This window comes from Sphingomonas sp. ABOLH (assembly GCF_003951715.1).
Lineage (GTDB): Bacteria > Pseudomonadota > Alphaproteobacteria > Sphingomonadales > Sphingomonadaceae > Sphingomonas > Sphingomonas hankookensis_A.
On the sequence record NZ_QQWV01000029.1, the window covers coordinates 1 to 20892 of the forward strand.

16 protein-coding genes are annotated in these 20892 nt (G+C 67.9%); 8 read left to right on the forward strand and 8 right to left on the reverse strand.

The features are described from left to right. The 4 genes from CA237_RS13235 to CA237_RS13250 form a co-directional block, all read left to right on the forward strand. Positions 1-854: protein-glutamate O-methyltransferase CheR (locus CA237_RS13235; RefSeq protein WP_346773497.1), on the forward strand; the 854-nt coding region annotated here is incomplete at its 5' end. 1 nt (position 855) lies between these two features. Further along, positions 856-1929: a chemotaxis response regulator protein-glutamate methylesterase gene (locus CA237_RS13240; RefSeq protein ID WP_066694356.1), complete on the forward strand. Its 1074-nt coding sequence runs from the start codon at positions 856-858 to the stop codon at positions 1927-1929. Positions 1930-1974: 45 nt separating this feature from the next. Then, positions 1975-3672, forward strand: a complete 1698-nt coding sequence (locus tag CA237_RS13245) for a hypothetical protein (protein WP_126014348.1) — start codon at positions 1975-1977, stop codon at positions 3670-3672. A 60-nt stretch (positions 3673-3732) separates the two neighbouring features. After that, positions 3733-4308 carry a biliverdin-producing heme oxygenase gene (locus CA237_RS13250; RefSeq protein ID WP_126014349.1) on the forward strand — a complete coding sequence of 192 codons (576 nt, stop codon included), beginning with the start codon at positions 3733-3735 and terminating at the stop codon, positions 4306-4308. Positions 4309-4312: 4 nt separating this feature from the next. On the opposite strand, the gene CA237_RS13255 is transcribed toward CA237_RS13250, so the two are convergent. The 5 genes from CA237_RS13255 to CA237_RS13275 are packed head-to-tail and all read right to left on the reverse strand — an operon-like array spanning position 4313 to position 9765. Then, positions 4313-4906 (reverse strand): TetR/AcrR family transcriptional regulator, encoded by a 594-nt coding sequence (locus tag CA237_RS13255; protein ID WP_126014351.1) that lies wholly within the window; start codon positions 4904-4906, stop codon positions 4313-4315. A 49-nt stretch (positions 4907-4955) separates the two neighbouring features. Beyond that, on the reverse strand, positions 4956-6335 hold the full coding sequence (locus tag CA237_RS13260) for a PAS domain-containing sensor histidine kinase (RefSeq protein ID WP_066694364.1): 1380 nt from the start codon (positions 6333-6335) through the stop codon (positions 4956-4958). After that, on the reverse strand, positions 6332-7426 hold the full coding sequence (locus CA237_RS13265) for a DUF2336 domain-containing protein (protein WP_066694366.1): 1095 nt from the start codon (positions 7424-7426) through the stop codon (positions 6332-6334). Before CA237_RS13265 ends, CA237_RS13260 begins: the two co-directional genes overlap by 4 nt. 35 nt (positions 7427-7461) lie before the next feature. Continuing rightward, entirely contained in the window at positions 7462-8634 is a 1173-nt protein-coding gene (locus tag CA237_RS13270) for a hypothetical protein (protein ID WP_066694368.1), read from the reverse strand. A 9-nt stretch (positions 8635-8643) separates the two neighbouring features. After that, the gene (locus CA237_RS13275; RefSeq protein WP_084401847.1) at positions 8644-9765 is read right to left on the reverse strand and encodes an anhydro-N-acetylmuramic acid kinase; all 1122 of its coding nucleotides are present in this window, start codon (positions 9763-9765) and stop codon (positions 8644-8646) included. Positions 9766-9866: 101 nt separating this feature from the next. On the opposite strand from CA237_RS13275, the gene tyrS reads away from it, so the two are divergent. After that, on the forward strand, positions 9867-11090 hold the full coding sequence (gene tyrS, locus CA237_RS13280) for a tyrosine--tRNA ligase (protein ID WP_126014353.1): 1224 nt from the start codon (positions 9867-9869) through the stop codon (positions 11088-11090). A 170-nt stretch (positions 11091-11260) separates the two neighbouring features. Here the strand turns inward: tyrS and CA237_RS13285 are convergent, their stop codons facing one another. Further along, positions 11261-11701, reverse strand: coding sequence for a DMT family transporter (locus tag CA237_RS13285; RefSeq protein ID WP_126014355.1), 441 nt, complete (start codon positions 11699-11701; stop codon positions 11261-11263). A gap of 261 nt (positions 11702-11962) precedes the next feature. Continuing rightward, on the reverse strand, positions 11963-14023 hold the full coding sequence (gene recG, locus CA237_RS13290) for an ATP-dependent DNA helicase RecG (RefSeq protein WP_066694383.1): 2061 nt from the start codon (positions 14021-14023) through the stop codon (positions 11963-11965). Between the two features lie 70 nt (positions 14024-14093). Between recG and CA237_RS13295 the strand changes: the two genes are divergently transcribed. The 3 genes from CA237_RS13295 (at position 14094) to CA237_RS13305 (ending at position 19306) form a co-directional block, all read left to right on the forward strand. Further along, the gene (locus CA237_RS13295) at positions 14094-14360 is read left to right on the forward strand and encodes a succinate dehydrogenase assembly factor 2 (RefSeq protein WP_066694386.1); all 267 of its coding nucleotides are present in this window, start codon (positions 14094-14096) and stop codon (positions 14358-14360) included. Between the two features lie 119 nt (positions 14361-14479). Continuing rightward, a complete protein-coding gene (gene mfd / locus CA237_RS13300; protein WP_126014357.1) occupies positions 14480-17932 on the forward strand; it encodes a transcription-repair coupling factor in 3453 nt (1150 codons plus the stop codon). A gap of 102 nt (positions 17933-18034) precedes the next feature. Beyond that, positions 18035-19306, forward strand: a complete 1272-nt coding sequence (locus CA237_RS13305) for a hypothetical protein (protein WP_126014358.1) — start codon at positions 18035-18037, stop codon at positions 19304-19306. A 188-nt stretch (positions 19307-19494) separates the two neighbouring features. Here CA237_RS13305 and CA237_RS13310 read toward each other — a convergent pair whose 3' ends face one another. Then, a complete protein-coding gene (locus CA237_RS13310) occupies positions 19495-20886 on the reverse strand; it encodes a porin (RefSeq protein WP_066694395.1) in 1392 nt (463 codons plus the stop codon). Positions 20887-20892: the final 6 nt, after the last annotated feature.

Here is a 20892-nt window from a genome sequence, read left to right on the forward strand (position 1 = left end):
GCCCTATGTCCGCCTTGCCCGCCCCCTCCCCCGATCTCGACCGGCTCAGCCCGCACAAGTTCGCGAAGCTGTCGGCGCTGATCTATGACAAGACCGGCATCAAGATGCCCGCGACCAAGGTCACGATGCTGCAAGGGCGGCTGCAACGGCGGCTGCGCGAAGTCGGCATCGCGACGCTGGATGCCTATTGCGACCATCTGTTCGACGGCAGCGCACATCCCGACGAGATCATCAACCTGATCAACGCGGTGACGACGAACAAGACCGACTTCTTTCGCGAACCCGGCCATTTCGACTTCATGGCAAAGACCGCGCTGCCAACGCTGGCGGACAGCGGCCGGCGCCGCATCCGCGCGTGGAGCGCGGCCTGCTCGACCGGTGCCGAACCCTATACGATGGCGATGGTGCTCGACCAGTTCGCGCAGAAGAGCGGAGTGGACTATGGCATCCTCGCCACCGACATCGACACCACCGTCCTCGAAACCGCGCGGCGCGGCATATACCCGACCGAAATGGTCGAACCGGTGCCGGCGTCGCTGCGCCAGCGCTATGTCGCCGTCTCGCGCGATCGCAAGGCGAACCAGGTGCGGATGGTGCCGGCCCTGCGCTCGGCGATCGGTTTCGCGCGGCTGAACCTGATGGAGGAACGCTATCCGGTCGGCGAACCGATGGACCTCATCTTCTGCCGCAACGTGCTCATCTATTTCGACAAGGAGACGCAGGAGCGGGTCGTGCGCCGGCTGTGCGCCAATCTGCGGCCCGGCGGCTATCTGTTCCTCGGCCATTCGGAATCGATCGCCGGCATGGACCTGCCCGTCCGGACCGTCTCCTACACCGTCTTCACGAAAGACTGACATGTCCAAGATCCGCGTCCTGATCATCGACGACAGCGCCAGCGTCCGCCAGGCGATGACGGCGATCCTGAGCGAAGACCCCGCGATCGAGGTGATTGCCGCCGCCGCCGACCCCTTCGCCGCCGCGCGCCACATCCAGGAGGAAATTCCCGACGTCATCACGCTCGACGTCGAGATGCCCCGCATGGACGGCGTCACCTTCCTGCGCAAGCTGATGAGCCAGAAGCCGATCCCGGTCGTCATGTGCTCCTCGCTGGTCGAGGAAGGGTCGGAAACCCTGCTCCAGGCGCTGGAAGCCGGTGCGGTCGACGTCATCCTGAAGCCGCGCATGGGTGTCGCCGACCATCTGAACGACGCCAAGATGCGGATTCGCGAAACGGTGAAGGGCGCCGCCCGCGCCCGTGTCCGCACCCGCAGCGCCAGCCGGCTCAACTCGCCCGCCGCAAAGCTCACCGCCGACGCCGTGCTGCCGCCGCCGACCGGCCGGGCGATGAGCCGCACGACCGAGATGGTCGTCTGCATCGGTGCCTCGACCGGCGGGACCGAAGCGCTGCGCGAGGTGCTGGAGGCGTTGCCCGCCAACTCGCCCGGCATCGTCATCGTGCAGCACATGCCCGAAAGCTTCACACGCGCCTTCGCGAAGCGGTTGAACGGCCTGTGCCAGGTCGATGTGAAGGAGGCCGAGGATGGCGACACCGTCATGCGCGGCCACGTCCTGATCGCGCCGGGCGGCCTGCGCCACATGATGCTGGAGCGGCAGGGCGCGCGCTATGTCGTGGCGATCAAGGAAGGCCCGTTGGTATCGCGCCATCGCCCGTCGGTCGACGTCCTGTTCCGCTCCGCCGCGCGCAACGCCGGGTCGAATGCGGTCGGGATCATCATGACCGGCATGGGCGACGACGGCGCGCGCGGGCTGCTCGAAATGAAACAGGCCGGCGCCCGCACCTTCGCGCAGGACGAAGCGACGTCGGTCGTGTTCGGCATGCCCAAGGAAGCCATCGCCCGTGGCGCTGCCGACCGGGTCGTCCCGCTCAGCGCCATCGCCCGCGAATTGTTGCAGGCGACCGCGCGATGATCGGCGCGCCCCGCCCCGCCCCCTTCTCCGTTCAGGACTGACGCCATGCACCATATCCGCATCGACACCGACACCGCCGAAGCCCTGAACCTGTCCGACCTGAAGCGCAATCTGGCGATGGTCGCGGCGGGGATGGACGCGCGTTTCGTCCGCGCCGGATCGACCCTGTCGACCGCGATCGAGACGATCGACCGCATTATCCACTCGATCGACGGCGTCACCGGCGCACTCGACGAAAGCGTCGCTGGCATCGCGGTGTCGAGCCTGAAATCGGTCGCCGGACAGCTCGACGCCCTGCCCGTCGTACAGGCGGGGCGTGAGGCGGACATGGCCCGGATCGGTGCGGCATCGCGGGTACTGCGCGATCACGTCATGGACATGCGCCAGGCGCTGCGCGTGCTGCACATCTATGGCATGAACATCAAGATCGCGGCATCGGGCGAGGCGGCTTTTGTAGGCTTCGTCAACGACATGGGGCAACGTCTTGCCACCGGTGAAGAACATCTCGAAGGGTTCCTCGCCAAGCTGAAGGAACTGTCGGGCAGCGTCGGCAGCGTGCAGCAGGCCGGCCGCCTGCTCGCAGCGGAGGCGCGCAAGATCCTGCCCGCCGTGCCGCAGCGCCTTACCCGCGATGCCGACGCGCTCAACGGCCATCTGGGCGACGTCGCCTCGATGGCGCGGCAGGTGGCGGAGATCGCGCGAACCGTGCAGGGTCGTGTCGCGACGATGCTCGGCGCGTTGCAGGTGGGCGACAGCACGCGGCAGCGGCTGGAGCATGTCGTGTCGGGCCTGCAACTGCTCGACGGCTGCACGCGCGAACTGGCACCGGCGCCGCAAGCCGAGGTGACGGCGGTGGTCCACCACCTGCTCGCCGCGCTGCTCGAAACCAGCGCCGCCGATTTCGACCGCGATGCCGCGCTGCTCGTCGCCAGCCTGAAGGCGCTGCAGCCCGACACCGCCGCGCTGCTCGACCTGATCGACGACGGCACCGGGCGCAACGGCCGCCCGTTCCTCGTCCAGATCGAGGAGGCCGTGGGCGAAGTCGCGATCATCACCGTGCAGTTGCAGGAAGCCGACCATCGCTCCGGCGCGATGCTGGGCCTCATCACCGAAACCGTCGACGAACTGACCGGCCGCCTCGAACAGCTGCAACGCGTGCAGTTCAACGTGCAGGACATCGCCACCAACACCCGCCTGCTGTGCCGCCGCCATGGCGATCTGGGCAAGGCGGTGTCGGTCGTCGCGGGCGAAGTCGATATCTATGCCCATTCCCTCGGCAATGCGATGCGCGGCATCGGCCAGCCGATCCGCGAACTGTCCGACGTCAACGCGCTCCTCGCCCAGAAGCGCGGGGTCGAGGGGGACAGCGACATGGGGACCAAGCTGTCGCAGGCGCTGGTCGTCATCCGCGAAGGATGCCAGCGCACCGATCTGGCCGTTCGCGAGGGCGGCGACGATGCCCGCCAGCTGATCGAACTGCTGACGATCGCCGGCGACGAGATCGGCGCCGAGCTGCAACTGGGCGCGAACATGCGTCAGGCGGCGATCCTGCTGTCGGCGGCGCCGCGCATCGACCAGCTGTCGGACGAAGCCCATGCCGCGCTCGCCGCCCTGCTGCCGCAGATTTTCGCGCTCTACACCATGGCGCAGGAACGCGACGTCCACACCGCCAATGTGCCCCATGCCTTCGCCGTCACGACCGCTGTCGTCGAAACCGACGACGACGATGACGGCCTTTTCTGATCGATCGGCCGGGGGCGCAAGCCTTTGCACCTCCGGCCAAAGGCGGATAAGCGGTAGCGGGTGACGACCGACCTTACCCGTTCGCAACGATTGAAAGCCGCGACCGCGACGCTCCACGATGCGCTGGACCAGCGGATCATGGCCCTCGATCCCTTCTCCTCGCCTGCACGCTATGTCCGCTTCCTGCGCGCGCAGCAGGCGTTTCACGATGCCCTCGCGCCGCTCTATGCCGCACCCACGATGCAGGCGCTGATCCCGGATCTGGCGGAACGCGACCGATCGGCGGCGATCGCGGCGGACATTGCCGACCTCACCCTGCCGCTACCGGCTGTGCCCGACGCTCGACCGGTAGAGCCTGTCGACATGTCGACGTCGCTCGGCTGGCTCTACGTCGCCGAAGGATCGTCGCTGGGCGCGGCCTTCCTGCTGAAGGCAGCGCAGCGGATCGGCCTGTCGACCGATCATGGCGCACGCCATCTCGCCGGTCATCCCGAAGGGCGTGCGGCGCATTGGCGGCGCTTCACCGCGCGGATCGACGACGCGACGATGACTGCCGAGGACGAAGACCGCATGATCGCCGCCGCCCGCGATGCCTTTGCCCGGTTCCGCACGCTGGTCGACGCCGCCTTCGCCTGAGGCGTCAGTCGGCAGCGGCCGCCAGCGACTCCCGCACCCGCGCCAGCGCCATCTCCACCGGCTCGTGCTCGCCCATCAGCGCGAAGCTGCCGGTAATGTCGAACAGGCAATGACCATGCACCGTGGCGACCAGCGAGCGGGCCAGCGTCACCGCCCGATCGGCATGATCGGGGCCCAGCGCCGCCGCGACCTCGTCGACGACGATCCGGGTCAGCTCACCGCGCTGCCGGCCCTGCGCCTCCTCCATCACGAAATCGTCCGGCAGGTGATGTTCGTAGATCGCCCGCCACAAATTGCGGTTGGTCCGCGCGAAGGTGAAATAGCTTTCGACCAGGCAGCGGATGCGATCCTCCGGCCCGGCGGCCAGCGCCGCGGTCAGGTCGCGCGCCCATAGCTGGAAGGTACGCGTGTTCAGCGCGACCAGAAACCGGTCATAGCTGCCGAACACATTGTAGAGCGTGCCGATCGAATAGCCGATGCGCTTGGCCACCTCGCGCGCGGAAAACCGGGCGAACCCCACTTCGGCCAGATGACGATGCCCTTCGGTCAGGAGCATCTGTTCGATTTCCTGCCGGCTGTGATCCGATCTGCGTCCCATCGACGGTCCGATGCCATATCGGACCGGCCGGGTCGATCCTTCGGTGCGTTCAGTCCGGGGCGAACCGGCCCGGCAGCATCAGGACGAACCGCGCCCCCTGCCCCGGCGCGCTGTCGACCAGGATGTCGCCGCGCATCGCCCGCGCCAGCCGCCGGGCGATGTATAGCCCCAGCCCGCTGCCCCCCGCCTCGGTCGGGTCGACCCGGCCGAACTTCGCGAAGATGCGCTCCTGATCGGCAGGGGCAATGCCCTTGCCCTGATCGCCGACGATCACGCAGGCATCGTCGCCGTCGCGTTCCAGCAATATCCATACCGTCCCGCCGGGCGGCGAATAGCGGACCGCATTGCCGATCAGGTTGACCAGGATTTGCAGCACGCGGCGAAACTCGCCGCTCGCCGGCATGGCTTCGTCGAACGACGGGCGCTCGATCCGCACATCGCCCTGCGCCGCGCGCACCGCCAGCAACCCCGCCGCGCGCCGCGCGACATCGGCCAGGTCGAGGTCCTCGACCGCGACCGCGAAGTCCGCCCGCTCGATCGCCGACAGATCCTCCAGATCATCGACCAGCCCCAGCAGATGCCGCCCCGCGCTGGCGATATCTGCAGCATAGGCGACGTAATCGTCGCGCAGCGGCCCGTCGGCCTGCGCGGACATGCTGTCGGCATTGGCGATGATCCGGCCCAGCGGATCGCGCAGCGCCCGGCCGATCCGGCGGCTGAACCCGTCGGGCAGGTCGGATGCAACCTCGTCCGGCTGCGCCGGCACGTCCCCTGGCGACAGGTCGCGTGCCGCGCCGTCGAACCCGGCGAACTGGCCATTGGCATCGGCGCGCGGCACCGCCGACAGCCGGACGCGATGCGCCGTCCCGCGGATCGCCGCTTCCTGTCCGTCGAACCACGCTTGTGCCGCCAGCGCGCTCAGGATCGGAAAGCCCCCATCGCCATCGTCGTTCAGCGCGAACAGCCGCGTGATCGGCTGGCCCAGCACCGCCTGCGGATCGAAGCCCAGCCGGGCGGCGGCATGATCCGACACATGGGTCAGGTGCAGCGCGGCATCGGTGGTCCATAGCCAGTCGGCATCCGAACGCAGGAAATCCGCCTCGCGCCGATGCGCCGGCTCGGCCTCCCACGGTGCGCCCGCCTGCCAGCCGCTCACCTCCAGCCTGATGCCCAGCTCGTCCGGCTCGGCCCGCACCGTCAGCGCGATATCGTCCTCGCCATCGGCGGCGACGATCGGGCGGGTGAGCGCGATGCCCAGCCGCTGCACCAGCCGCACCAGCGCGGCGATCTGCGGCACCGCGACCGGCTGTCCCGGGGCACCGCCGGCGCGGCGGTTCAGTTCGGCCAGACGCGGCTCGGCATCGAGCAGCAGCCCGTCGGCCGACAATCGTCCGATCGCGGGCGCCGCACCGGGGCGATGATCGTTCACGCCCCCGCCCCCAGCGCCAGCATCGCCGCGTGATAATCGGCATCCAGCGCCATCGGCGCCAGCGCGATGCGCGCGGCGTCGGGCGTCACTTCCATGATGACGTCGATCCGATCGGCGAACCCCTCGACATCGCGTACCGGTTCGGACTCGGCCAGTGCAAAGCCGATCCGCGCGATCGTCGCCCGGTCGACCGCGAGCGCGCGCAGCACGACCCAGAGCCGCGCACCGTCCGGGTCGATCACCAGATCGCGCACCCGTTCGAACGCCAGCCCGCTCGCCCGCGCGACCAGTGCCGTGAACAGGATCAGCCGCCCGTCGCCGATCGCCTCGGCCAGCAAGGCCCCGACTTCCTCGCCCTGCGGCTCGATCGCCTGCGCCAACCGCATCGCGGCGACCTCCAGCGGGACCAGCTCGCTCTGCGCGTCGATCGCCCGTCGCACCGACTCGGCCAGCGCCGCATCGACCATCGCGATCTGCTCGCCCGCACCCGCCATCTCGCGCAGCGCCGCCGCGACCCACCATGCCAGTCGCGCGTACAGCGGCCGGACCAGTTCGACCGCCGCCGGAACTCCTACGACCATGCCCCCGCGCCGCGCCTGCGCCGCCAGCATCGACACGGCCGCCGCGGCGACCAGCCGGTCGCTCGACTGCGCCAGCCGCGCGACCATCGTCGGCCCGTCGCCAGCGCCCGTGACCATCACCGGCAACCCCTGCGCGATCGCATCCAGCCGCACCCGCGCGAACAACTCGCCGAACAGCGCCGGGTCGCGGAACAGCCCGGCCCGCACCACCCGGTCGAACGGCGATCCCGCCCCGCGCAGCCCCTGCGCCAGCGCCGCCTGCCCCCGCGCGGTCAACAGCCGGATGGCGTGATCCCGCACCGTCGCATCGATGCCGCCGACCATCGCCCGCATCACCGCGTCCAGCGCGGCGGCGGTCCGGTCGTCGATCCGCGCATCGTCGGGCAGATGGAAATGCTCGGCCGCCGCGCGCAGCCGCCGATGCCCCGCCCGCTCCGCTGCAGCGACATGGTCCAGCAGCAGAATGGCGGCAGCGCTGGCCTCGCGGGAATCGATCGGGTCGATGGACATGGTTCCGGCTTTAACCTTACCCGGTTAAGGCTAAGCTAAGCCTCGCGCCGCAGATTTTCGATGGCGTGGGCAAGGGTAATGCCCGCGTGCAGCGCGACCAACGCCAGCCCGATCGTCGATGTTCCCGCCAGTGCGAACGGTGCGAGCAGTACCAACGCCGTCGCCGGCGTCGCGGCCCAGGGCGGGCGGACGGCGGGCGAGCGCCGCGCGAGGATCGTCGCCGCCACGCCGACCAGCGCCAGCACCCCCGCCGTCCCGGCCTGCACGATCAGCGACTGGACCAGCCCGATGCCCAGCACCCCGGCCACGCCGAACACATCGACCCCGCGTTCCTGCCACGCGGCATGCCCGTCCTCGCCGCGCAACCATCCGAGCAGCGACCCGGCCGACAGCACGACCATCGCCAGGAACAGCAGCACCGTCGCCGCCCCCGCACTCCAGAACGGGATCGCCGCCAGCCCCGCGACGCCCAGCACCCCGCCCGCCGCACCGATCGCGACATCGGGCACCTTGCGCCGCACCAGCAGCGGCAGCAGCAACCGCGACACGGGCGTGAAGACGTACCGGTCGATCCACCCCGTCCGCTGTTCGGCCAGCGACGCCAGCACGTCCTTGCTCCGCACCTCCAGCGTGCCCGCATCGCGCTCCACGCCATGTCCCGAGCGCACCGCCTTGGCCGGCAGCAGGACATGCGCCGCGCGTGCCTGGGTCGCGACGCGCAGCAGCGTCGACTGAAAATCATATTCGCGCGGCAGCCGGGCGGCATCGTCCAGCCGGTCGACCGACAGCGTCGCGACCCCGGCCCAGCAATGCTCGGCATCGACCCGCTCGACCGAGGTCGCATCGCCGGTCGGCGTGACCAGCAGCGTGTCGACCGGCTCCAGCGCCATCCCCTCGACCACCGCGTCGGTCGTGACCAGCCCGTCGGCCAGCGCGACGATGGTGGCGAGCGGGTGGACCTTCGCCTTCGCTTCCTCGGCCGACCGCACGATATCGACCGTCGCCCCGCGCCGCCCGATCCGGTTGACCGCCGCCGCCAGCGCGGGCGTCACCCGCCCGACCGCGACCAGCAACTGCCCGGCACCGGCCGCGACCAGCAGCCGCGCCTGATATTCGATCAGGGTCATGCCGCCAAAGGGCAATGTCGCCGCCAGCACGCCGGGCTGGTGTTCGGCTTCTTCGGTCGCGAAAATCAGGCCGGTCAGCATGAAGGGCCGTTAAGCGCTGACGAGCCGCAGCGCCAGCCCCGCGCGCGGTGCCGGATACAGCACGCCGCCGGTCAGCGGCGCCGCCACGCCGGTCGTCCCCGGAAAGGTGATCGGCAGCCCTTTGAGCGACCGCACCGCCAGATAGGCGAACCCCTCCGCCTCCAGCGCATCGCCGTCCCAGCCCAGCACGTCGCTCGGCTCGGCCGTCACGCCGCACCGCTCGCCGATCATGCGCAGCATCACCGGATTATGCCGCCCGCCGCCGCCGACCAACAGCCGCTTCGGCCGCGCCGGCAACTGGTCGAGCGCCTCGGCAACACAGGCGGCGGTAAAGGCGGTCAGCGTCGCCGCCCCGTCCGCCGCCGACAGCCCGCGCGCCGGCTGGATGGTGAAGTCGTGCCGGTCCAAGGACTTGGGGTGCGGCAGTTCGAAGAACGGATGGTCGAGCATCGCGGTCAGCACCGCCTCGTCCACCTTGCCACCCGCCGCCAGCGCCCCGCCTTCGTCGTAGCGCGCGCCGCTCTCCGCCTCGACCCAGCTGTCGACCAGTCCGTTGGCCGGCCCGGTATCGAACGCGATCAGCTCGTCGCCCTCGCCGACATAGGTGACGTTGCCGACCCCGCCAAGGTTCAGCACCGCCACCGGCTTGTCCATGCCCGCCGCCCGCGCCGCGTGATAGATGGGCAGCAACGGCGCGCCCTGCCCGCCGGCCTTCACGTCCGCCACGCGCAGATCGGCGACGACGTCGATCCCGGTCGCGGCCGCCAGCGCCGCACCATCGCCCAGCTGCCACGTCCAGCCCTTGTCCGGGCGATGCGCCACCGTCTGTCCGTGATAGCCGATCACGTCGACGCTCCGCGCCTCGACGCCGGCCTTCTCCAGCAGCGCGGTGACGGCGGCGGCGTGGGTGCGGGTCAGCAGTTCCTCCGCCCGCTCGATCAGCGGATGCTCGCCCGGATCGTCGAACAGCAGCGCCAGTTCGGTCGCGGACGCCAGGGTCGCACGATCCTCGTCGCTATAGGGCGTGCCGACGAACGCGACCGGCCGCACCTCCCCCTCGCCATCGGTCTCGATCAGTGCCGCGTCGATCCCGTCGAGCGAGGTTCCAGACATCAGGCCGATCGCAAGCAAGGGGGCATCTCCGCGCAAATGGACATTCTCAATATCGCCTGAACCGTGCCGAAGTCGAGATACGTGGACTTGGGTGCGCCCGCGACGCTAAGGGAACGCGCATGACCTATTCGTCCGACCTGCTCAACACCCTGTCCGAACGGGGCTATATCCATCAGCTGACCGACGCCGCCGGCCTCGACGCGCTGGCGAGCGAGCAGGTCGTGCCCGGCTATATCGGCTTCGATCCGACCGCCCCGTCGCTGCACGTCGGCAGCCTGGTGCAGATCATGCTGCTGCGCCGGATGCAGCAGACCGGCCACAAGCCGATCGTGCTGATGGGCGGCGGCACCGGCAAGATCGGCGATCCGAGCTTCAAGGACGAAGCGCGCAAGCTGCTGGCCGAGGACGGCATCGCCAGCAACGTCGCGTCGATCAAGCGCATCTTCGAACGCTTCCTGACCTTCGGCGACGGACCTTCGGACGCGGTGATGGTCGACAATGCCGACTGGCTCGACAAGCTGGAATACATCCCGTTCCTGCGCGAGGTCGGGCAGCATTTCAGCGTCAACCGGATGCTGTCGTTCGATTCGGTAAAGCTGCGCCTCGACCGCGAACAGTCGCTGTCCTTCCTCGAATTCAACTACATGATCCTGCAGGCCTACGACTTCCGCGAATTGTCCAGCCGCCATGGATGCCGCATGCAGATGGGCGGCAGCGACCAGTGGGGCAATATCGTCAACGGCATCGAACTGTCGCGCCGCATGGACGGGACCGACGTCTATGGCGTCACCACCCCGCTCATCACCACGGCGGACGGTGGCAAGATGGGCAAGACAATGTCGGGCGCGGTGTGGCTGCACGAGGATCAGCTGCCCCATTTCGATTACTGGCAATTCTGGCGCAACACCGACGACCGCGACGTCGGCCGTTTCCTCCGCCTGTTCACAGACCTGCCACTCGATGAAATCGCCCGGCTCGAAGCGTTGCAGGGCGCCGAGATCAACGAGGCCAAGAAGATCCTCGCCAACGAAGCCACCGCCATGTGCCGCGGCGCCGACGCCGCCGCCGGTGCGGCCGAGACGGCACGCCGGACCTTCGAGGAGGGATCGGCAGGCGACACGCTGCCGACCTTCGCGGTGGCGGGCGGGATCACCGTGGTCGACGCGCTGGTCGCGCTGCGCCTCGCCGCGTCGAAGGGTGAAGCGCGCCGCCTGATCAAGGGCGGTGGCGCACGGGTCGATGGCGAAAAGGTCGTCGACGAAGCGCAGCTGATCGCGGTGGAAGCGCCGGTGCGGGTATCGGCGGGCAAGAAGCATCACGGGCTGCTGACGCCGGCGGGGTAAGGCAGCTTAGCCCCGCCCACCCCGTTCGGTTCGAGCAGCTTCGAGCCTGTCGAGAAGCGCCCGTCGAGAACCCGGTCATTTGGGCAACCCCTTCTCGACTACGGTTCCCGACAAGCTCGAACCTACGCTCGAAGCGAACGGGTGGAGATAAGGATTGAGGCGAGCGCACCCTACCCCCGCCGAACCAACACCGCCCCAACCAACACCAACGCCACCCCAATTAGCCGCACCCCACTGATCGGCGCCTTGGGCAACCCGATCAACCCGAACCGATCGATCACCAGCGCCGCGACCAGCTGCGTCGCGATCATGATCGTCAGCATCGACGCCAGCCCCAGCCGCGGCGCGGCAAAGGCCGCCGCCGACACGAAGAACGCCCCATACGCCCCGCCCAGAAACATCCACGACCGCGCCTCGCGCAGGTTCGCCAGCGGCGTCCGATCGGCGATCAACCACACCCCGATCAGGATCAGCGTCCCCACCGCAAACGACACCAGCGCCGCGAGCAACACCGACCCGATACTCCGCCCCAGCGCGGCATTGGTCGGCGGCTGCACGGCAAGGCCGATACCACCCAGCAGGGCGACGAGGAGCGGAGCAAGGGCGTTCATGGCGCGGGAGCTATCCGCTTGATCCCGCACGAGCAACTATCGTCATTCCGGCGAAAGCCGGAATCCACGGATGCGGAGACGTAGCGGCTCCATCGAGAACGCCCGACACAATGGATTCCGGCCTCCGCCGGAATGACGGTGGCTTAGTGGCAAGCCACGCTGTCCTTCCGGTACCCTCGCGAAGGCGGGGGTCCAGGGTAACAAGGCGCAACGACCGCGGCTCTGGATCCCCGCCTGCGCGGGGATACGGCCTATGGCCGATCACCCCGACCGCAACCGCCCAACCCCCGCATCCCGCTCGAACAGATACAGCGCCACCCGCGCCGCCTGCCCCCTCGGCCCTTCCAACCCGCCATCCCGATCCACCAGCAACCGCGCATCGGCATTCGCCACCGGCAGCAACTCGCCCAGCATCTCCGGCGTCGCCAGCCGGAACACCGCCTCCCCCGATTGCCGCGTGCCGAGCAACTCGCCACCCCCGCGCAGCCGCAGATCCTCCTCGGCAATCCGGAACCCGTCGTTGCTCTCGCGCATCAGCGCCAGCCGCGCCCGCGACGTTTCCGACAGGCTGTTCCCCCGCAGCAACAGGCACACCGACTTGCCCCCGCCCCGGCCCACCCGCCCGCGCAACTGGTGCAACTGGGCAAGCCCGAAGCGGTCCGCCGCCTCGATCACGATCAGCGTCGCATTGGGCACGTCGACCCCGACCTCGATCACCGTCGTGGCCACCAGCACGCCCGCGCGCGCCGCGGCGAACTCGGCCATCACCGCGTCCTTCTCCAGCGGCTTCATCCGCCCATGGACCAGCGCGACCTTGTCGCCGAAGCGTTGCCGCAGCGCCTCCGCCCGCGCCTCGGCAGCCGCCAGGTCGGACTTCTCGCTCTCCTCGACCAGCGGGCATACCCAGTACGCCTGCTTGCCCGCCGACAAATGCCGCGCCAGCCCATCGACCACCGCGTCCAGCTTGTCCTCGGACATCACGACCGTCTCGATCGGCTCGCGCCCCGGCGGCATCTCGTCCAGCCGGCTGACGTCCATCTCGCCATATTGGGCGAGCGTCAGCGTCCGCGGGATCGGCGTCGCGGTCATCACCAGCAGATGCGGTGGCCGCGCCGCCTTCGCCTGCAACATCATCCGCTGCGCGACGCCGAAGCGATGCTGTTCGTCGACTACCACCAGCCCCAGGTCGCGATAGGCTACCGCCTCCTGAAAGATCGCGTGCGTGCCGACCAGAATGTCGATCGACCCGTCGGCCAACCCCATCAACACGCCCTCGCGCACGCGCCCCTTGTCGCGTCCGGTCAGCGCGGCGACGGTGACGCCGGTCCCCGCCAACTGCCGCTGCAACGTCGCATAATGCTGCCGCGCCAGGATTTCGGTCGGCGCCAGCAACGCCCCCTGCGCCCCGCCCTCGACCGCGATCAGCAGCGCCATCAACGCGACCAGCGTCTTGCCCGACCCGACATCGCCTTGCAGCAGCCGCAGCATCGGCTGGGTCTGCGCCATGTCGCCCTCGATCTCGCCGATCGTCCGCGACTGCGCGCCGGTCGGCTTGTATGGCAGGTCGAGTTTCGCGCGCAGCCGCCCGTCCCCGGTCAGCGCCCGCCCCTTACGCGCCCGCGCCTCGCCCCGCACCAACAGCAGCGCCAACTGATTGGCGAACACCTCGTCATAGGCCAGCCGCTCCCGCGCCTTCGCATCCGCCGGATCGGCATGGATGCGCGCCAACGCTTCCTTCCACGCCGGCCACTGATGTTTGCTGAGCAAACTAGGCTCGATCCATTCGGGCAGGTCGGGCGCGCGCTCGATCGCCTGCGCCGCCAATTGCCCGACCCGGCGCGATGTCAGCCCTTCGGACAGCGGATAGATCGCTTCCCGCTCGGGCAGGCTGTCCGCCTCCGCCTCAGGCAGCACATGGTCGGGATGGACTATCTGCAACTCCTGCCCGTACGTCTCCAGCTTGCCGGACACCAGCCGCGTCTCGCCCAGCGGGAACAGCTTCTTCACCCAGCCCGACGATCCGCCGAAATAGGTCAGGTTGACGATATTGCCGTGTTTGTCGGCGGCACGCACCCGCGTCGGCCCGCGCCCCGCGCTCACCCGGTAATCGACGGCGGTCAGCGGGATCGCGATCACCCGCCCCGCATCCTGTTCCATCAGCTCGTTCCGCTTCAACCGGTCGACCCAGCCGGTCGGCAGGTGGAACGCCACATCGGCCACCCGCGACAACTTCAACCGCTCCAGCGGCTTGGCCAGCGCCGGGCCGACCCCTTTCAGCGAGGTGACTTCGGCAAACAGCGGGTTGAGGAGTTCGGGACGCATGACTACTTGGTCCTATATCCCAACCGACGGTCGCTGCCAGCGTCCGGCGGCGCAATTGCATTGGAACGTCATGGACCGCGAAACCCGGCTGAAGCGCCTGAAATTCCGTAGCTGGCATCGCGGCACCCGCGAAGCCGACCTGATGATCGGCGGCTATTTCGACGCGCATTCGGCGACGTGGAGCGATACCGACATGGACTGGTTCGAAACGTTCCTCGAGGAACAGGATGTCGACATCATGGCGTGGGCGATGGGCGTCCAGCCGGCTCCGGCGCAGTTCGACCATCCGGTGCTGCATGCCATGCGGAAGATGGATTTCGTGCCGGTCAGCCGCTGAACTGAACAATCTCCCTCTCCCCTTCAGGGGAGAGGGTCGGGGAGAGGGGCAGTAACGAAGCGCCCGCATTCCCCTCTCCCAACCCTCTCCCCTGAAGGGGAGAGGGCCAAAGGTAACAAATGCCCGACCTCTCCAAAATCCTGTCCGCCCCCCGCTCGCTGACCCTCGCGGGCGTGCCCACAGGCTTCCTCCCGGTCCTCCTCGCCGACCTCGCCCGCGGCGCAAAGGGGGACCTCGTCTACATCGCCCCCGACGAAGCGGCGATGCGCGCCATTGCGACCACCGCACCCTTCTTCGCCCCCGACCTGTCGGTGCTCCAGTTCCCGGCCTGGGACTGCCTCCCCTACGACCGCGCCAGCCCGACGCTGCGCTCGATGGCCGAGCGCCTCTCCGCGCTCCACTCGCTCCAGTCGAAGGCCAAAGGCCCGCGCCTGATCGTCACCACCGTCAACGCCGCGACCCAGCGGACGCTGACCCCGTTCCGCATCCGCCAGCTCGTCGCCCGCCTCGCGCCGGGCGAGCGCATCTCGCTCCCCCGCCTCTCCGCGCTGCTGCAGGCGAACGGCTATAACCGCGTCGATACCGTCCACGACGCCGGTGAGTTCGCCGTCCGCGGCGGCCTCGTCGATCTGTGGCCGTCCGGCTCCGACTCCGGCCTGCGCCTCGATTTCTTCGGCGACGAGATCGAAACCGTCCGCACCTTCTCGCCCGAAGACCAGCGCACCACCGGCCGCGTCGACGGCTTCACCCTGCTCCCCGCCTCCGAAGCCCTGCTCGATGAGGATTCAATCAAGCGCTTCCGCACCCGCTACCGCGAAAAGTTCGGCGCGACCGCGACCGGCGATCCGATCTATCAGGCGATCAGCGACGGCCGCCGCCTGTCGGGCATGGAGCACTGGCTGCCCTTTTTCGAAGAACGCCTCGAAACCTTCTTCGACCACCTCTCGCCCGAAGCGGTCATCGTCCGCGACGCCGGCGTTCCCGCCGCCGCCGAACAGCGCTTCGAATCGATCGCCGACTATCACACCAACCGTGTCCGCGCGCAGACCAACGACCCGGGCAGCTACCGCCCGCTTCTCCCCGCCGCACTCTACCTGTCGGCCGACGAATGGGCCGACCGCCTGTCGGACACCGCCGCGCATCAGGTCACGCCCTTCCACGCCCCCGACAGCGCCACCTCGGTCGATTTCGAAGTCGACGGCCCCCGCGACTTCACGCCGGAACGCACGCAACAGGCGAATATCTACGAAGCCGTCGTCGACCACATCGCGTCCTTGCGCAAACAGGGCCGCAAGCCGATCCTCGCCAGCTATTCGGAGGGTGCACGCGAACGGCTGATGGGCCTGCTCGCCGATCACGACCTGACCGGCGTCTCGACCGTCGAGACATGGCAACGGGCGCTGGGCGGTGCCAAGTCGACCGTCTCCTTCGTCGTCCTCCCCCTCGACCACGGCTTCACCAGCGCCGACGTGGCGGTCCTCACCGAACAGGACATGCTCGGCGATCGTCTCGTCCGCCGTGCCAAGCGGCGCAAGAACACCGACGCCTTTCTGCAGGAACTCGCCACCCTCTCCCCCGGCGACCTCGTCGTTCATGCCGATCACGGTATCGGCCGCTATGTCGGGCTGACCCAGGTCCCGGTGGCGAAGGCCCCCCACGACTGCGTCCAGCTCGAATATGCCGGCGGCGACAAGCTGTACGTGCCGGTCGAAAATCTCGAAGTCCTCAGCCGCTACGGCGCGGGCGAGGAAGGCGCCTCGCTCGACCGTTTGGGCGGCGAGGCATGGCAACGGCGCAAGGCGCGGATGAAGGACCGCATCCGCGAAATCGCGGGCGACCTGATCGCCACTGCCGCGAAACGCGCGATGCGCCCGGCCGAGGTCGCCGAACCCGATAGCGGCGGCTACCCCGCCTTTGTCGACCGTTTCCCGTATCAGGAAACCGACGATCAGGAACGCGCCATCGCCGACGTGCTCGAAGACTTGGGCGCAGGCCGCCCGATGGACCGCCTCGTCGTTGGCGACGTGGGCTTCGGCAAGACCGAGGTCGCGCTCCGCGCCGCGTTCGTCGCCGCCATGGCTGGGATGCAGGTCGCGATCGTCTGCCCGACGACCCTTCTCGCCCGCCAGCATTACAACAATTTCAAGGCCCGCTTCGAAGGATTCCCGATCGAAGTCGGCCGCCTCAGCCGCCTCGTCACCGCGACCGAGGCGAAGAAGGTCCGCGACGACCTTGCCGACGGCACGATCGACGTCGTCGTCGGCACCCATGCCGTGCTGTCGAAACAGGTCGATTTCAAACGCTTGGGGCTGGTCATCGTCGACGAGGAACAGCGCTTCGGCGTGACGCACAAGGAACGGCTGAAGGCGATGAAGACCGACGTCCACGTCCTGACGCTGACCGCCACCCCGATTCCGCGCACGCTGCAAATGGCGATGTCGGGCCTGCGCGAACTCTCGGTGATCCAGACCCCGCCGGTCGACCGTCTCGCGGTGCGCACCTACATCATGCCATGGGACCCGGTGGTCCTGCGCGAGGCGCTACTGCGCGAACATTATCGCGGCGGACAGGCATACTTCGTCACCCCGCGCATCGCCGACCTGCCCGATATCGAGAAGTTCCTGACCGAGGAGGTTCCCGAAATCCGCTACGTCGTCGCCCATGGCCAGATGGCGCCGACCGAGGTCGAGGAACGCATGTCGGCCTTTTACGACAAACGCTACGACCTGCTCGTCTCGACCACCATCGTCGAAAGCGGCCTCGACATCCCTTCCGCCAACACCCTGATTATCAACCGCGCCGACAAGTTCGGCCTGGCACAACTCTACCAGCTGCGCGGCCGCGTCGGCCGGTCGAAGACGCGCGCCTATGCCTATATGACCACGCCCCCCGAACGGCTGGTCAGCGAAGCGGCGGAAAAGCGCCTCAAGGTCCTCTCCGACCTCGAATCGCTGGGCGCCGGTTTCCAGCTTGCCAGCCACGACCTCGACCAGCGTGGCGCGGGCAATATGCTGGGCGACGAACAATCGGGCCATATCAAGGAAGTCGGCTTCGAACTCTACCAGTCGATGCTCGAGGAAGCGATCCTCGACGCCAAGGCCGGGGGTTTGCGCGACGACAAGCCCAAGGACTTCTCGCCCACGATCACCGTCGACGCGCCGATCCTGATCCCGGAGGAGTACGTTCCCGACCTCGACCTGCGCATGGGTCTCTATCGTCGTCTGAACGACGTCGAGGATCGCGCCGGCATCGACGCCTTCGCCACCGAACTGATCGATCGCTTCGGCAAGCTGCCGATCGCCACCGCCAACCTGCTGCAACTGATCGAGGCCAAGCTGAACGCAAAGAAGGCCTGCATCGCCAAGATCGACGTCGGCGCCAAGGGCGCGATCGTCAGCTTCCACGAGGTCCCCAGCGTCGAAGGGCTGCTCGCCTATGTCGACAAGCTCAACGGCACTGCCAAGCTGCGTCCCGACATGAAACTGGTGATCAGCCGCAGCTTCGGCGACCCGCAGGCCCGCCTGAACGCCGCGCTGCAGATCTCGCGCGGGCTGGCGAAGGCGGCGGGGTAATGGGACTTCCCACGAAGTAGATGGATTGCGACGATCGGGTTTACCCGATCGTAAGCTGGACCGAAGTCAAATGGGCCTGCATCCTACCGGACAGGAGTCATCATGCGCCAGAACGGCTTCCTGCTTCCCCTTTTGATCGTTGCCGCGGCCGGCGTTAACGCCGGGCGACCGGTCGCACCCACGACGAACTGCTCGCCTTATCGCGCACCGGCTACCGAGGACGAACGGCCGGATGCGGGACCCTACAGGTTGCTATCCGCCCGCTGTTTCGATCCGGGGAAAGTGTATGACAGCGCCCCGCCCTCCGTATCGCCGGACGGCACCCATGCAGCATGGGCAGATCATGCTGGTGTCACCATTGTTGATCTTCGCTCCGGCCAAAATCGCTTTATCCCTGCGTCGACCCAAAGCCTCAATTTCCGGGTAACGACCGTTGCCGCGCCCATTGCGTGGACGCCGGATTCGACGTCGCTCTGGGCTACGACCCGTGAAAAGGCTGCGAGCGGATTTCCCACCTCGGGTGGAAAGGTCATACGCCTGTCACTTGACGGATCGCGCCTTCCGGTCCCCGATTTTTTCTCTCCATCCGGTCCGCTCGACGCCGTGCAGTGGGTCCCCGGCACGTCAATCGCTATCGTTCAGTTCGGGACGCACGGCGGTACCTATCAACCGACCCATCCGGACCCCGCGCCTGAATTGGCAATGGTCGACACGGCGACGGGCAGTATCCTTGATCGACTGTCATTGGCGTCCCTCCATTCGCTCAAGGGACGACCGGCGGGAAGCGATCCGCGATTTTCGCTCGCGGCGGTGACGGCAGTGATCGCATCGGGCCGGGTTCACGCGGTTGTCACGATTCGAACAAGAGCCGGCGCAACGCGGGTCCACTGGACACAAGGTCTGCCCGCAGTGGAACTGCCCGTTCGAAACCGCACGGATGAGCGGGTTTCCCTTCTTCCCTCCGGCAAGCAACTTCTCCGCTTGATCGAACTCCAGCCGGACGGAGTCCAGATATTCGACGGGCCAATGGATCCCCATGCCCCGAGGCCCGAACCGCCGAAACCGAGAGCCGGTATCGTGGTCGAGTCGATATCCCTTTCGACCGGTAAGTCCGCCTGGTCGATCACCCAAAGTGTGACGAATTTCTGGAAAGCCGACATTCTCGAAATCAGCCCGAATGGGCGTTACGCCCTGATCTCATGGCCGAATAGGCGCAGCCTTGTCGTGCAGGCAGCTTTGATCGATCTCAGAAATGGCGCGACGGTGCAGATGTTCCCGATGAGTGCTTCAGGCGGTCAGGCTGGCTTTACCGACAACGGCGACGTGATATGGATCAGGGTAGCGGGTAAGTTTCGGTTCTACCGGCGGTCTTAGCGGTCCCGCCCGGGATCGGGCCAGCGCACGACATCGCTTTCCTACAACATCCGCCACTGCCATTCTGCGCCCGGGTCGTTGTCACCCACGCTCTTTGACCTTCCCACTCAACGGTGATGCGCGCAGCGCGCAAAATCCGCACGAGTGTGAACTTAGTGAACTTTGGACGCCGCCGGCGGAAAAAAACCCTAATAATTCAACTGCAACTGCGTCCGGAACACATCGCCCTCGGCGCGTCCCATCCGCCGCTCGTCCGCCTCGGCGCGGTCCATTCGGGCATAAGCGATGGTCCATTCCAGCGCGGGCACCGGCTGGAACTCGATGCCCAGCTCGATCTCGTCGGTCTCCAGCCGCGGCGCGTTGACCGCCGCCTTCCATCCGCCGCGATAGGTCTGCCACCGGGCATAGGGCATGAACGGCCCGACCGGCGACGCCTTCACCCGCGCCATCGCCTGCACATAGCCGCCATGCAGCGGCTTGGTCGTGATCGCGCGCAGCGTCCGGTCATATTCCGGCCCCCGCCCCCAATTCCATTCCGCCTGGAACCCCAGCGGCGCCGGATACAGGATCGCGTGCAGCCCGATGCGCTCGTCGGTGAAGGGTTCGGCACCGACCCCGCCGGTCCGCACCTCGGGCTGGACGCGGTTGGTATAGGCGCTGCCCCCGACCTCCAACACGCGCCCGCCGCCGATCTCGAACGGCCATGTCGCCAGCGCCACCGCCATCACCGCGTCGTTCGCTTCCTCGCGGTTGATCCCCTGCCCGTTATAGACGCCGACGCCGAACGCGCCGTAATTGCCGAACAGCTTCTGCCCGTCTTCGGTCAGTCGTTCCCAGATGTCGTCGACATGGGTCGGGGTGTAATAGGCGACGACCCCGATATCGCGCTCGCTGGGCACCCCGCTATTGATCGCGTCGCTGCGGTCGAGCGGGATACGGTTCGACGACGACTGCATATTCTCCCACCCGAACGGCACCTTCGACTGGCCGAAGCGCAGCCGGAACCGTTTGTCGGGATCGAGGAACGCATCGAAATAGGCGTCGCGCAGTTGCAGGAACCCCTCGCGCCGCTCGCCGACCGACTGGCTGGTCACCGCCGTAGCGAAATCGGGCTGGAGGTAGAAGGACACCCGCTCACCCAGATCACCCTGCAGGATCAGCCGGATCCGTCGAAAGGTGAAGCCGGTGTCGTCGCCGATCCCGCTGTCATGCACCGACCGCAGCCGGGCGATGCCAGCGGGCGCGGTACGATCGCCCGAGATGATCTCGTTCAGCCGCAACTGGGTATAGCCGCGCAGCCTGATACGATCATACCACTTCTCGCGCTTGGCCGGCGGCGATGCGGCGGCGAGCTGGGTCGATGGCGGGGCGGGCTTCGGCGCGACGGCGACTTGCGGCACGGGCGCCGCGGGCGCACTCGGCGTGGTCGCGGCAGCATTTGCGGCCTGCGCCGCCTTCATCTCGGCAATGACCGCTTTCAGCTCGTCGATCTGCCGCTGCAATTCCTGCACGGTTTGCCCGGCGGCCGGCGGTGCAACCAGAAACGACGTGGCGAGGATCGCCGGAAAGAGCTGCTTCATGGACCC

Coding starts and splice junctions, on each gene's coding strand:
- CA237_RS13255 (WP_126014351.1), bottom strand. CDS start 4,906: ATGGGACGCAGATCGGATCACAGCCGGCAGGAAATCGAACAGATGCTC.
- CA237_RS13310 (WP_066694395.1), bottom strand. CDS start 20,886: ATGAAGCAGCTCTTTCCGGCGATCCTCGCCACGTCGTTTCTGGTTGCA.
- CA237_RS13305 (WP_126014358.1), top strand. CDS start 18,035: ATGCGCCAGAACGGCTTCCTGCTTCCCCTTTTGATCGTTGCCGCGGCC.
- recG (WP_066694383.1), bottom strand. CDS start 14,023: ATGCGTCCCGAACTCCTCAACCCGCTGTTTGCCGAAGTCACCTCGCTG.
- CA237_RS13285 (WP_126014355.1), bottom strand. CDS start 11,701: ATGAACGCCCTTGCTCCGCTCCTCGTCGCCCTGCTGGGTGGTATCGGC.
- tyrS (WP_126014353.1), top strand. CDS start 9,867: ATGACCTATTCGTCCGACCTGCTCAACACCCTGTCCGAACGGGGCTAT.
- CA237_RS13270 (WP_066694368.1), bottom strand. CDS start 8,634: ATGCTGACCGGCCTGATTTTCGCGACCGAAGAAGCCGAACACCAGCCC.
- CA237_RS13240 (WP_066694356.1), top strand. CDS start 856: ATGTCCAAGATCCGCGTCCTGATCATCGACGACAGCGCCAGCGTCCGC.
- CA237_RS13295 (WP_066694386.1), top strand. CDS start 14,094: ATGGACCGCGAAACCCGGCTGAAGCGCCTGAAATTCCGTAGCTGGCAT.
- CA237_RS13265 (WP_066694366.1), bottom strand. CDS start 7,426: ATGTCCATCGACCCGATCGATTCCCGCGAGGCCAGCGCTGCCGCCATT.
- mfd (WP_126014357.1), top strand. CDS start 14,480: ATGCCCGACCTCTCCAAAATCCTGTCCGCCCCCCGCTCGCTGACCCTC.
- CA237_RS13245 (WP_126014348.1), top strand. CDS start 1,975: ATGCACCATATCCGCATCGACACCGACACCGCCGAAGCCCTGAACCTG.